The organism is Candidatus Edwardsbacteria bacterium RifOxyA12_full_54_48, from assembly GCA_001777915.1.
In the GTDB taxonomy this organism is placed as follows: Bacteria; Edwardsbacteria; AC1; order AC1; family EtOH8; genus UBA2226.
In genome coordinates this window covers 304,460-317,673 of sequence record MFFN01000002.1, presented here as the reverse complement: position 1 = coordinate 317,673, position 13,214 = coordinate 304,460, and the positions used below count along the sequence as shown (strand labels likewise).

Annotated in this window: 12 protein-coding genes and 3 tRNA genes; 14 read left to right on the top strand and 1 reads right to left on the bottom strand. The window is 55.0% G+C overall.

Translation table 11 applies throughout. From position 1 onward, the window contains the following. Positions 1–187 precede the first annotated feature (187 nt). From A2273_07365 to A2273_07320, 10 genes are all read left to right on the top strand, one after another. On the top strand, positions 188–1,297 hold the full coding sequence (locus tag A2273_07365; protein OGF08740.1) for a histidinol-phosphate transaminase: 1,110 nt from the start codon (positions 188–190) through the stop codon (positions 1,295–1,297). An 11-nt stretch (positions 1,298–1,308) separates the two neighbouring features. Next, positions 1,309–1,977 (top strand): cytidylate kinase, encoded by a 669-nt coding sequence (locus A2273_07360; protein ID OGF08739.1) that lies wholly within the window; start codon positions 1,309–1,311, stop codon positions 1,975–1,977. Then, positions 1,974–2,609, top strand: a complete 636-nt coding sequence (locus A2273_07355) for a hypothetical protein (protein OGF08738.1) — start codon at positions 1,974–1,976, stop codon at positions 2,607–2,609. The genes A2273_07360 and A2273_07355 overlap by 4 nt, the downstream gene beginning before the upstream one ends. After that, positions 2,606–3,445, top strand: a complete 840-nt coding sequence (locus A2273_07350; GenBank protein OGF08737.1) for a 4-hydroxy-3-methylbut-2-enyl diphosphate reductase — start codon at positions 2,606–2,608, stop codon at positions 3,443–3,445. The genes A2273_07355 and A2273_07350 overlap by 4 nt, the downstream gene beginning before the upstream one ends. Positions 3,446–3,626: 181 nt before the next feature. Beyond that, the gene (locus A2273_07345) at positions 3,627–5,444 is read left to right on the top strand and encodes a 30S ribosomal protein S1 (protein ID OGF08736.1); all 1,818 of its coding nucleotides are present in this window, start codon (positions 3,627–3,629) and stop codon (positions 5,442–5,444) included. Between the two features lie 227 nt (positions 5,445–5,671). Then, positions 5,672–6,229: a hypothetical protein gene (locus tag A2273_07340; protein OGF08735.1), complete on the top strand. Its 558-nt coding sequence runs from the start codon at positions 5,672–5,674 to the stop codon at positions 6,227–6,229. A gap of 89 nt (positions 6,230–6,318) precedes the next feature. Next, positions 6,319–7,398 (top strand): 4-hydroxy-3-methylbut-2-en-1-yl diphosphate synthase, encoded by a 1,080-nt coding sequence (locus A2273_07335; protein ID OGF08734.1) that lies wholly within the window; start codon positions 6,319–6,321, stop codon positions 7,396–7,398. A gap of 126 nt (positions 7,399–7,524) precedes the next feature. Further along, entirely contained in the window at positions 7,525–8,406 is an 882-nt protein-coding gene (locus tag A2273_07330; GenBank protein OGF08733.1) for a hypothetical protein, read from the top strand. 65 nt (positions 8,407–8,471) lie between these two features. Next, positions 8,472–8,546 (top strand) — tRNA-Cys (locus A2273_07325). A 116-nt stretch (positions 8,547–8,662) separates the two neighbouring features. After that, a tRNA-Leu gene (locus A2273_07320) sits at positions 8,663–8,750 on the top strand. Positions 8,751–9,367: 617 nt separating this feature from the next. On the opposite strand, the gene A2273_07315 is transcribed toward A2273_07320, so the two are convergent. Then, a tRNA-Gly gene (locus A2273_07315) sits at positions 9,368–9,443 on the bottom strand. Positions 9,444–9,585: 142 nt separating this feature from the next. Between A2273_07315 and A2273_07310 the strand changes: the two genes are divergently transcribed. From A2273_07310 to A2273_07295, 4 genes are all read left to right on the top strand, one after another. Further along, positions 9,586–10,806 carry a hypothetical protein gene (locus tag A2273_07310; protein ID OGF08732.1) on the top strand — a complete coding sequence of 407 codons (1,221 nt, stop codon included), beginning with the start codon at positions 9,586–9,588 and terminating at the stop codon, positions 10,804–10,806. Further along, positions 10,803–11,450, top strand: coding sequence for a DNA-binding response regulator (locus A2273_07305; GenBank protein ID OGF08731.1), 648 nt, complete (start codon positions 10,803–10,805; stop codon positions 11,448–11,450). Before A2273_07310 ends, A2273_07305 begins: the two co-directional genes overlap by 4 nt. Before the next feature lie 176 nt (positions 11,451–11,626). Next, the gene (locus A2273_07300) at positions 11,627–12,856 is read left to right on the top strand and encodes an ammonium transporter (protein OGF08730.1); all 1,230 of its coding nucleotides are present in this window, start codon (positions 11,627–11,629) and stop codon (positions 12,854–12,856) included. Positions 12,857–13,002: 146 nt separating this feature from the next. Then, positions 13,003–13,206, top strand: a complete 204-nt coding sequence (locus A2273_07295) for a tungsten formylmethanofuran dehydrogenase (protein ID OGF08729.1) — start codon at positions 13,003–13,005, stop codon at positions 13,204–13,206. The last annotated feature ends 8 nt before the right edge of the window (positions 13,207–13,214 follow it).

Sequence of the window (13,214 nt, the reverse complement as noted above, 5' to 3'; positions counted from 1 at the left end):
TCGCTCATGGTCAGGGTGATTCTTTCTTTGCTCATACCCTGACTTTATCACAAATCAGTTAACCCCTGACATAATCATTAGTCTACCACAATGTAATTTTCTTTGCTTGATTTTAAATTCATTTTATGCTATAATATCAAGTTATTTTAGTATAACCAATTGATAACTCTGTAGTTGGAGCAATAAGATGATACCCCAGCCCAGGGATAATATCGGTTCCATCAGCCCTTATATTCCCGGCAAGCCCATCGAAGAAGTACGCCGTGAGCTGGGGCTCAAGGGCAGGATAATAAAACTGGCCTCCAACGAGAATCCATTGGGCCCGTCAAAGCTGGCGGTCAAGGCCATCCGCCAGGCGTTAAAGGAGATCAATCTGTATCCCGATGACGGCTGTTATGCCCTGGGCCAGAGGCTGTCCGATCACCTGGGAGTAAGCGAAAACCAGCTGATATTCGGCAACGGCTCGGTGGATATCATCGAATTTATATTCAAATCCTTCGTGGCGCCTAAAGATCATGTGGTAATGGCCGAGCAATCTTTTGTGATGGGCAAGATAGCGGCCAAAATGACCGATGCCGACCTTACCGAGGTCCCTTTGAAGAATTATACCCCTGATCTGGAGGCCATGGCCCGGGCGGTCACTCCGCAGACCAAGGTGGTCTATATCGCCAATCCCAACAATCCCACCGGAACCATGATCAGCCACGACCAGCTCAAGGCTTTTATCAAAGCCGTTCCCGGGGGCTGTGTCATAATATTGGACGAGGCTTATTCCGAATATATAACCCGAAGCGATTTCCCCAGAAGCCTGGAACTGTTAAAGGATCACTCGAATATAATCATCCTGCACACCTTCTCCAAGATATACGGTCTGGCTGGCCTTCGGGTGGGCTATGGCATCGGCCATCCGGAATTGATCGCCTCGATAAGAAAGGTTCGGCTGCCGTTCAATATAAGCTTGTTGTCCCAGGCAGGCTGCCTGGCCGCCTTGGACGACGTCAAGCACCTGGAGCACAGCCGCCGGGTGAACGATGCCGGCAAGGAATTTTTATACCGCCAGTTCGAGAAGATGAAGCTGTTCTATGTCCCGTCGGAGGGTAATTTCATACTTGTCGACCCCCGGCTGGACTCGATGGAGATCTTCACCCGCCTGCAGAAGCTAAGCATCATCATCCGGCCGGTCAAGAACTACGGGCTGCCCACCGCCCTGAGGGTCACCATCGGCTCCGAGAAACAGAATAAAAAACTGGTGGTGGCTTTGAAAAAGGTCCTTAAAGAGGTCCGCCGATCCCAGTAGCGGGCAGGAGAATGGTCATAGCCATTGACGGTCCGGCGGCCTCTGGCAAAAGCACCACCGCCAAGCTGGTGGCTCGGGAGTTGGGATATCTCTATATTGATACCGGCGCCATGTACCGGGCCATGGCTTTGAAAGCTTTTCGGGAAAATGTGTCTCTGAACGACAGAGCTTCGGTGGCCAAAATAGTCGAATCCACCACCATAGAGCAAAAGCCCGGCCCGGACGGGATCCAGACAATATTGGACGGACGGGATGTCAGCCAGGATATCAGGACCCCGGAGATTTCACTGGCTGCCTCGGATATCTCGGCCATCTCGATGGTCCGCCAAAGGCTGGTCAAACTGCAGCAGGAGATGGGCCGTCAGGGGGGTGTGGTGATGGAGGGCCGGGACATCACCACCGTGGTGTTTCCCGATGCCGATGTCAAGGTGTTCATGAAGGCCGGCATCTCCCAGCGGGCCCGGCGCCGGATGGAGGAACTGACAGCCAGGGGCGCCCATTGCCGACTGGAGGATATAGAGAGGCAGATAGCCGAGCGCGACGCCCAGGACAGCCAGAGGGCCGACAGCCCGCTGCTCTGCACCCCCGATTCGCTGGTGATAGACACCTCGGCCCTGAGCATCGGACAGCAGGTGGAGCAGGTGCTGGCGGCCGTCAGGCAGAAAGCGGGGACAGCATGATATGGGACAGCCGGGCTTTTAATTCCCGCTTCTACCGGATGGTCTGGCACAGTCTGAATTTCGGGCTGAAGCATTTTTTGGGACGCCGGGTCACCGGCTGGGAGCAGGTTCCGCCTCAAGGGGGCTGCATAATCGCCTCCAATCACATAGCTTTGGTCGATCCCCCGTTCCTGGGCACCGCCGCCCCCCGGGAGGTGACCTTTGTGGCCAAGCAGGAGTTGTTCCGATTCTTCCTGCTCCGCTGGCTGATAACATCCCTGAACGCCATGCCGCTCCGGCGCCAGGGCGGCGATGCCGCGGCCATCAAGCTGATCCTGAAGAAACTGGGGCAGGGCTGGGCGGTGGTGATGTTTCCCGAGGGCACCCGCAGCCGCACCGAAAATTTCCTGCCGGCCAAATCCGGGGTGGGTCTGATAGCCAGGCGCAGCCTGGTTCCGGTGGTGCCGGCCTACATAGAAGGCACCAACCGCAAACTGTCCGAACTGCTGAAGGGGAGATATAAACTGCTGACCAGGTTCGGTCCGCCCATCACCGCCGCCGAGATAGCAAAGTATCCCGACAGCAGGGAGGGGCACCAGCAGATCAGCCAGCTGGTGATGGACCGGATAATCCGGCTGAAAGAGGGCCGATGAAGATAGAGGTTGCCAAAAGGGCCGGTTTCTGTTTCGGGGTAAAGCGGGCGGTCAAGCTGGCCTACGAGACCGCGGCCAAGAGCAGGCAGGCGGTCTGCACCCTGGGGCCCATCATCCATAATCCCCAGGTGGTGAAGGATCTGGAGGGCTGGGGGGTCAAGGCCATAGAAAAGCCGTCCCGGGTAAAAAATGGCGTCCTGATCATCCGCTCCCACGGGGTGCATCCCCGGGTGCTGCAGCAGCTGAAGGCCAAAAAGGGCCTGACCATCATCGATGCCACCTGCCCCTTCGTCACCAAGGCTCAGAATGCGGCGGCCTGCCTGCGGGACGAGAATCGACAGGTGATCATCATCGGCGAGAAGGAGCATCCCGAGGTGATAGCCCTCAAGGGCTACGCCGGGCGGGATTCGGTGGTCTTCAACCACAACTCGGTCAAGGTGGGGCCGCGGATAGGGGTGCTGGCCCAGACCACCCTGTCCACCGATGATTTCGTGAAGGCCCTGATGTACCTGGGATCCAAGACCAACGACATCCACCTGATCAACACCATCTGCCGGGCCACCCAAGTGCGCCAGCAGGATACCATGCAGCTGGCCAAGCGCTCGGATCTGATGATTGTGGTGGGCGGCCGGAACTCGGCCAACACCTCCCGGCTGGCCGAAATGTGCCGCAAGGTGGGAAAGCCCACCTACCATGTGGAGACCGAGGACGAGCTGAAAGCCCGGTGGTTCTCCAAAGCCAGGCTGGCGGGCGTCACCGCCGGGGCCTCCACCCCCGACGCCCTGGTTCGGAAAGTGGTCAAGAGGATAAGGGACATCACAAAAAAACAAAAATAAAAAACACAAAATCAAATAAGTAATATCTTCTTCGCATCACTTCGGCTAGCTCAGTGCAGGCTCTGCGGTCAAGTCGTTTTATCTTTAAGTGTATTTTCGTGTGTTTAGTGGGCGATATGAAATGAGATTTCAAGGCTGGCATTGGTCGGCCTATTCTATACCAAAAGGAGTAACACAAAACATGGCCAAAACCAAAAAACTTCGTCCGGAGGACGAGAAAGACGAGTTCCTGACGGAGGAGGAATCCCAGGATTCGGGTGAATTCAGGGCCCTGCTGGATGAGTACTTCCATCAGAAAACATTCGAGGAGGGCGAGATCATCACCGGCAAGGTCCTCCGCATCAGCGGGGACTCGGTGATGGTGGACGTGGGTCTTAAATCAGAGGGGATCGTTCCCCTGATGGAGCTGTCGGATCCGGAGTCCATCAAGCCGGGCGACGTGCTGGATCTTTACCTGGAGACAATGGAGAACGAGGAGGGCCAGATGGTGCTCTCCAAATCCAAGGCCGATTTCATCCGGGTGTGGGACAAAGCCAAGGAGTATCTGGACAACGAATCGCAGATCGAGGGCAAGGTGGTCAAGCGGATCAAGGGCGGCCTGATAGTGGACCTGATGGGGGTGGATGCCTTCCTGCCCGGCTCCCAGATAGGCCTGCGGCCGCTGGAGACCATGGACAGCCTGCTGGGCCAGTTCGTCCCCCTGAAGATCGTCAAGATCAACAAGAAACGCCGCAACATAGTGGTCTCCCGCCGGGCGGTGCTGGACGCCGAGCGCGACAAGCTGCGCACCGCCATCCTGGCCGAGATCGACAAGGGACAGCTGCGCGAGGGCATCGTCAAGAACATCACCGACTTCGGGGTGTTCATCGACCTGGGCGGGCTGGACGGGCTGCTGCACATCACCGACATGTCCTGGGGCCGCATCAACCACCCCTCGGAGCTGGTCAAGCTGGGCGAACGGCTCAAGGTCAAGATCCTGGAATACGACCGCGAAAAATCCCGGGTCTCGCTGGGCCTCAAGCAGCTAACCCCGCATCCCTGGGAGGATATCGAGACCAAGTTCCCGGTGGGGGCCACCATCAAGGGCAAGATCGTATCCATCGTGGATTACGGGGCCTTCATCGAGCTGGAGAAGGGGGTGGAGGGTTTGATCCACATCTCCGAGATGTCCTGGACCAAGCAGGTCAAGCATCCCTCCAAACTGGTCTCCATCGGGGCCGAGGTGGACGCGGTGGTGCTGAAGATAGACAAGAACGACCAGAAGATATCTTTGGGCCTGCGCCAGCTGGAGCCGGATCCCTGGGACACCATCGAGCAGAGATATCCCATCGGCTGCAAGGTCAGCGGCAAGGTCCGCAACATCACCAATTTCGGGGTGTTCGTGGAGCTGGACGAGGGCATCGACGGTCTGATCCACATCTCCGACATCTCCTGGACCAAGCGCATCAAGCATCCCAGCGAGGTGGTCAAGAAGGGCGACAGCATCGACATCATGGTAACCAACATAGACAAGGACAACCGCCGGATCTCCCTGGGCATCAAACAGCTGGAGGACGATCCCTGGGCCGACATCGGCAGCAAGTTCTCCATCGGGCAGGACCTCAAGTGCAAGGTCAACCGCCCGCTGGAGCGGGGCCTGCTGGTTGACATGGATCACGGCTTCGAGGGATTCGTGCCGGTCTCCGAGCTGGAGGGGATCACCGAGGACAAGCTGGCCGAGACCTTCAAGGGCGGCGAGGAGCTGGATCTCAAGATCATCGAGATCGATTCCTCCAACCGCCGGATAGCCCTGTCCCAGAAGATCCTCAAGGCCGAGCAGGAGTCCGGAGAGATAAAGCCTTACCTTAAGGCCGAACAGCCGTCGACGGGCACGGCCTTCGGCGATGCCTTGAACCAGGCCATCAAAGGCAAGAAGGAAACGGAGAAATTAGTGACTTCCGCACCGGAAGAAGCTGTCAGCGAAAAGAGCGGGGAGGAAAAACCCGAGGCCACCGCGTAAACAGACCTAATCCCAACCCCCTTCCCCATGAGGGAAGGGGGTTTTATTTTTGCCCTGTGTCATTGCCCGCATACCGTAGGGACACGATGCATCGTGTCCCTACCTGTATGCCCGGCAGGTTTGACCGTCCCCAACCCCCTCCGATGCGGAGGGGGAATTTTATTCCCCTCTTGCATTTTCCCTAACTATTTGCGATAATGCATTAAAAAGTAAATAAGGGCATCAATATGAATAAAAGGCTAATTGTAATTCTATTCCCAATGCTGCTTATGTACGGATGCGCTACCGTCATGCCGGAACGGGGAATGGGTAACTTTTCAAATGAACCTACAATGATTGATTCAATTGCTTTTGAAAATGTTCATTTGTCGGAATACCAATTTAAGGCCCTTGAGGTGCGCCACAAAAGTTCCTATAATTATTCCGTTTATAATGACCTGAGAGAAATCTATCTTAAAGCAGATAGCTTATATAATGCTGCGGGATCAGAAGCTAGACCGATAAAGAAAGGGGCTAAATACGGTTTTATCACTGGTGCTGTCATAGGATCTGCCTTTATGGTTTGGGCTTTCTCTTCCTCCTCTGGACCTGAAAGCATGGCGGGTTTATCGATTCTTGCAGCCGGGGAGGTAATTGCCATAACTACAGTTGCCGGTCTGGCAATAGGAAGCAGCATATTTGCGATAAATAAATTTAATGGCGGCAGAAGAATGTCAAAGAAAGAAATCACCTTATTAAATGATCTGATTAAGAAATATAATGAAATTGTTGTCAGCAGTAGATAAAACCCAGTTATTCTCAGTCCCTGCAAGTATGAATGCAGGGACATTTTAATGGTTGATTATCTCCTTTAAAAGAGTTATAATCCATCGTAATGAAATCTACAGGCCTTATAAATACCTATCCCCGCCGGAGATCCCAGCCGGTCAAGGTGGGGAATCTGGTCATCGGCGGCAGCGCCCCGGTGTCCATCCAGTCCATGACCAACACCGACCCCTGCGACATCAGGGCCACCCTGATCCAGATCAAAAAACTGGAGAAGGCCGGGTGCCAGATCGTCCGCCTGGCGGTGCCGGACAAAAAGTCTGCCACCGCCCTGGCCCGTACCCGGCAGGGGACAAAGATGCCATTGGTGGCCGATATTCATTTCGACCACCGCTTGGCCCTGATGGCCCTGGATGCCGGGGTGGACAAACTGCGGATCAACCCAGGAAATATCGGCTCCAAAGATAAGATCAGACAGGTGGTCAAGGCTGCGGCCGGCAAAAAGGTTCCCATCCGCATCGGGGTCAACGCCGGCTCGCTGGAGAAGGATATTCTGGCTCGGGACGGCCATCCCACCGCCCGGGGCATGGTGGACAGCGCCCTGCGCCATATTCAGATACTGGAGGACCTGGGATTCGACGATATCGTGATCTCCCTCAAAGGCTCGGATGTGCCCATGACCATCGAGGCTTATAGGAAAATATCCCCCATGGTTCCCTATCCTCTGCATCTTGGTATCACCGAGGCCGGGACCCCGGCCGCCGGGGCCATTCGTTCGGCGGTGGGCATCGGAACCCTTTTGGCCGAGGGCATCGGGGATACAGTGCGGGTGTCCCTTTCCGGCGATCCGGTCAAGGAGATCCCGGTGGCCCGGGAGATCGTTCAGTCATTGGGGCTGGGGACCTTCGGCCCGGTGGTCCACGCCTGTCCCACCTGCGGTCGCTGCAAAATAGACGTGGCCGGGATCGCCGCTCAGGTGGAGCAGAGAATAGCCGGGATAAAGAAACCGCTGAAGATAGCGGTGATGGGCTGTGCAGTCAACGGGCCGGGCGAGGCCCGGGAGGCCGACCTAGGGATCGCCGGCGGAGACGGTCTGGGCCTGCTGTTCCAAAAGGGAAGGATCATCTCCAAGGTCAAAGAGAAGGACATGGTGAGCCAGTTGGTGACGTTAGCCAAAAAAATGAAATGAATTATTTTGGACGCTGATAAACGCTGATTTCCGGGATCTTATTACAATAAATAAAACAGCGGTAATCTGCGAAAATCTGCGTCCTATGAACTCCGGTATATTCGGATTGTTAATCAGGAGTGTTCGATGAAGAAAAAAGGGCTGTTCATAACCCTGATCGCGGTTGCGGTGCTGATGTTCGCCGTCATCTTCGTAGGCGCCATCGTGATGGCGGTCTCCAATGAGGGATCAATGGAACTCTCCTACGGAAAATCGGTGGGACTGGTGGAGATCGTCGGGCCGATAGTCTCATCGGATAACACCGTCCGGCAGATAAAGAAATACCGCGACAACAGCTCCGTCAAGGCCATAGTGGTCAGGCTGGAGACGCCGGGCGGCGGGGTGGCCGCTTCCCAGGAGATATATGAGGCCCTCCGAAACGCCCGGACCAAAAAACCGGTGATCTGCTCCATGGGCGAGGTGGCGGCCTCCGGCGGGTATTATATCGCCTGCGGCTGCGACTCTATCGTGGCCAACCCCGGCACCCTCACCGGCTCCATCGGGGTAATTTTAAGCTACGCCGTGTTGGAGGAGCTGTTCCGCAAGATCGGCATCGGCTACGAGGTGATCAAAGCCGGGGCGGTCAAGGATCTGGCCTCGCCATTCCGCCAGATGACGCCCCAGGAGCGGGCCCTGTTGCAGTCGATGATCGACGATGTGCACCTGCAGTTCATGGAGGCGGTATCGGAAGGGCGCGGCATTCCGCTGGACTCGGTAAAGCTATTTGCCGACGGCCGGGTCTTCTCCGGCCGGCAGGCCTATAATCTTAAACTGGTTGACCGGCTGGGAACCCAGGACGATGCGGTGATAATGGCCGGCACCATGGCCGGGCTCAAGGATACCCCCAAGGTGATCAGGGAGAGGAAACGCCGGCCGTCGATATTGGACCTGCTGACCGAAAGCGCCGAGACCCTGTCCGATCTGAGCAGATCCTCCCGGACCAAGCTGGAGTACCGGCTGGGGAACTAGGCTGAAAAGGGATTTTCTTGACAGGCGGGGCCGAAAACTGGTAAAATTGGCTTATTGATATTTGAGGCGGCTTAGCCAAGTGGTAAGGCGACGGTCTGCAAAACCGTTATTCAGCGGTTCGAACCCGCTAGCCGCCTCCAGTTAAATGGATATAAATAAAGTGGGTCATTCCCGCGAAGGCGGGAATCCATGTTCCGACTGGATGCCTGCTTTCGCAGGTATGACAAAAAGCAAGTAGACGAGTACGAAACAAAATGCCGGGGTGGCGGAACTGGTAGACGCAAGGGACTTAAAATCCCTCGTTCCTCAAGAACGTGTCGGTTCGATTCCGACCCTCGGTACCAGTATAAGGCAGGACTGCTGAAAAGCATCCTGCCTTTTTGATTTAATTTTACTGCTAAAATTACTTTCCCGCTTTCTCTTATAACACCTCTCCCTTTATCCCTCCCCGGTTCGGGGAGGGTAGGGTGGGGTCTGAAGTTTTAGGGGCGGCAAACTAACGTGATCAATAATAATATGTCTTCACCCGCTGTTTTATTATCACCAAGACTATTATGCCAGTAACGCCGACCGTAGCCGTCCCACTTCATAAGTAAAGCAAGTTGCTCTTCTCAGTGCAGGCCCTAAGACCCGGCTTAACCTGTAAATACTTACAGGTTAAGTTAAGCGGACCAAGCGTCCCAATGGGGTCCGGGGGCACAGTGCGAATAACTGCGGAAAACAATACAAAAACGATCACTGCCTCGCAACGTGTGCTCTTTTCACCAAATAATGGTTGTTTATATAAGTGTCTCATGAATCGTTAAGCCCTGTGCCCCCGGCGGGTCTTTCGCCCTTTCTGCCCGGACAGAAAGGGCAGAGGGACAAAATAGTCCATCAAAATTGCCCCATTAGATAATTCGGGAAAACTGTCGATAGGCAATAAAAAGGACAGGCTTTTAAAGCCTGTCCTGATATTTACTGGAGCGGGCGATGGGATTCGAACCCACGACGTCTACCTTGGCAAGGTAGCACTCTAGCCACTGAGTTACGCCCGCAATCAATGGTAATTATATATAAATATCCGGCGGGTGTCAAGGGTTTTGTTATATGCCGCAAATGAGCAGAAAATAAATTTTAACTTGCCTTTTGGCGATATTAAGGTTAAACTTACGGCAATTATAGCGACTGATATCATATATGAATAAAACCAGCCAAAATAGCAAAGACCGCCTGTTGTGGCAGTTTCAGGAACGGGTCAAGGAGTTGACCGCTTTGCATAAAGCTTCGGCCATCCTGCAAAACGACCGGAAGGGTGTTGAGAAGATCCTCGGGGAATTCATCAAAATACTGCCGGCGGCCTGGCAATACCCCCGGGATGCCGCCGCCCGGATAGTGGCCGGTGATCTAAGCCTCGCCACTCCGAATTATGCGGCCACCAGATGGAAACAATCCAGCTTCTTCGGCATTGGTGGCGGGAAAAGGGGCCGGATAGAGGTTTCCTATCTGATCAAGCAAAAGGCCGCATTTGAGGGCCCATTCCTCAAAGAGGAACGGCAGTTGATTGATTCTCTGGCCAAAATGCTGCATGCTTTTTACCAGAAGAGATCGGCCCAGAAGGCTATCCACGATGCCCTGGATCATCTGGAAGAGAAGGTCGCCAAACGGACCTCTTTGCTGAACGATGCCAACCTCAAACTTAAAGCTGAAATTGCCGAGCGAAAGCGGTCGGAGCAGACGATCATAAGATACCAGCAAAAGTTGAAAAAACTTGCTTCGGAGTTGACGCTGACCGAAGAGAGGGAAAGGCGGGCCATTGCCTCCGACCTGCACGACCATATCGGCCAGGCCTTGGCTATGATCCGGGTCAAGCTTAAAAATCTGGAAGGCAATGCGGTCTTCAGCGGGGCGGAAAGGGATCTGGAAGAGATCCGGATGCTGCTGGAGCAGACCATTAGCTACACCAGGAACCTGACCTTTGAACTAAGTCCACCGGTGCTGTACGATCTGGGGTTTGAGGCCGGGCTGGAGTGGCTGGCCGAGCAGACCCGCCGAAAATACGGGAAGGCGGTCAAGCTGTTATGCCGTGGCCCAAAGCTGCAGCTATCCGAAGATCTGCGGGTCACCTTATTCCGGTCGGTGCGGGAGCTGATGGTCAACATCATCAAACATGCCGGAGCAGACAACATGTTCATCGTCTTGACAAACTCCGGCGGGAGGCTGACCATCGAAGTCTCCGACGACGGGATAGGGCTGGTTGAAAAAGGCGCCGGTGGAGCGGTGGAACCCGGAGGCTTCGGTCTGTTCAGCATCCGGGAACAATTGGGTTGTTTCGGAGGCCGGCTGAGCTTGGCGCCGCTTCCGGGTGGCGGCACCCAGGCGGTCATCATCTGCCGGACGGACGGAAAGGAGGCGGGATGACGCTGAAGATCATCATTGCCGACGACCACAAGATCGTGCGGGAGGGCTTGAAAACCCTGCTGGAAAAACAATCCGGGATAAAGGTGGTGGCGGAGACCAGCGACGGGCTGGCGGTGGTCAAACTGGCCCAGGAGCACCTGCCCGACCTGGTGATCATGGACATAACCATGCCGGGGCTGAACGGGATAGGGGCGACCCGGAGGGTTAAGGAAATCTGCCCGGCAGCAAAGATAATGATCTTATCCATGCATGCTGACCGCCGCTATGTGATGGAAGCCCTCAAGGCCGGGGCCATGGGCTATCTGCTAAAGGACTCGGCCTTTGAGGAACTCATTCAGGCGATAAAATCCATCGTTAAAGGAAAGATATATTTAAGTTCCGACATCACTGATGTCCTGGTCCGGGACTATCTCATCAATGAGCGCGATGCCGACCCCAGCGTTTATTCGCTATTATCGGCCAGGGAAAGAGAGGTGCTGCAGTTGCTGGCCGAGGGAAAGAGCACCAGGCAGACGGCCGATAAGCTGTCAATCAGCGTCAAGACGGTGGAGACCCACCGCCAGCAACTGATGCAGAAGCTCAATCTTCGCGGCATCGCCGAACTTACCAAATATGCCGTAAGGGAAGGCTTGACGACATTGTGATTGCGGATGACCGCAGGATCTCCCGGCCCTGCTGACAGGGGCCGGGATTTTTTATGCCGGTCATTATCAGGTTACGCGAAGGCCTTTTTCAGGGATATCCCTATGGCAGAAAGCCCCGGCATATTTTAAACTGTAGCCAGTGATCAACAAATCATCAAAACAATAAGGAGCAAAATATGTTCGATACTGGCAATACCGGGTTCATGCTGGTGGCCACCAGTCTGGTCATGTTGATGACCCCCGGACTGGCGTTCTTTTACGGCGGTCTGGTGGGCCGCAAGAACGTGCTGGCGATCATGCTTCAGAGTTTTGTGTCCATGGGGTGGACCTCGGTCCTGTGGTTCGCCTTCGGCTATTCCATGTGTTTTTCCGGCACCATGGCCGGAGGAACCGATATCGCGGGGATAATCGGCAATTTCGACATGGTCTTTTTCAAGGGGATCGACGTCATGACCCCTCTGGCCGGAAACAATATCCCATTGTTCGTGTTCATTGCCTACCAGATGATGTTTGCCATCATCACCCCGGCGCTGATAACCGGGGCTTTTACCAATCGCATCCGTTTCGTTCCGTACCTGATGTTTCTGACGGTCTGGCTGATTTTCGTTTATTTCCCGATGGTCCATATGATCTGGGGCGGCGGCCTTCTGCAAAGCTGGGGAGTACTGGATTTCGCCGGCGGAATAGTGGTGCATGCCATAGCCGGGATGGCGGCCCTGGCCTCGGTGTTCTACGTGGGACGCCGCAGGGTGGCCGAGCGGGGACCGCACAGCATTCCGCTGGTGGCCCTGGGAACCGGCCTGCTGTGGTTCGGATGGTACGGCTTCAACGCCGGAAGCGAATTGCGGGTGGATCAGATCACTTCCCTGGCTTTTTTGAACACCGATACCGCCGCGTCATTCGCCGCCATCACCTGGCTGATAATGGCCTGGATCTTTGAAAAGAAACCGAAGCTCTTGGGTCTGCTGACCGGATCGATCGCCGGGCTGGCCACCATAACCCCGGCCGCCGGCTATGTCACAGTCCAGACCGCAGCCATGATAGGCATTATTGCCGGGATGGTATGCTACGGCGCCATAAGCCTTAAAAACAAGCTGGGCTGGGACGATTCCCTGGATGTGTGGGGGGTTCACGGGGTCGGCGGGACCATCGGTGTCCTCCTGCTGGGCTTGTTCGCCACCACTACGGTCAATGCCAACGGGGCCAATGGATGGTTTTACGGCAATCCCGGGTTTTTTGTCAAGCAGACCGTGGCCGTGGCGGGCGCTTCGATATACGCCTTTCTGTTCTCCTATCTGGCATTGATCGTCATCAACAAGATCTCTCCGGTAAGAACCACCGAGGCCGAAGAGATGAACGGCCTTGATGCCAGTTTGCATGGAGAGGAAGCGTATATTCACGATTAACAAGGAATAGGCTGATTCTGTTAAAGAGGTTGTTAAGGCAACCTCTTTTTTATTTCTCTTGAAAATAATTCCCGATTCTGATACAATAAAAGGGCTTTATTTGCCGTCAATCAAAATCATTAATATATAATTTCAGGAGGTCCACTATGCCAGAAATCAGGGTCGATGAGACCCGCTGCAAAGGATGTGAACTATGCACCAAGGCCTGTCCTAAAAGCTGCATAGAGATGTCCGACACCTTCAGCGTTACCGGCTATTACCCGGCCAAGCTGGCCAAAGAGGATTGCTGCATAGGCTGCGGCCTGTGCGCCCAGATATGCCCCGATCTGGCCATCGCGGTGTGGAAGTAAAGTGTATC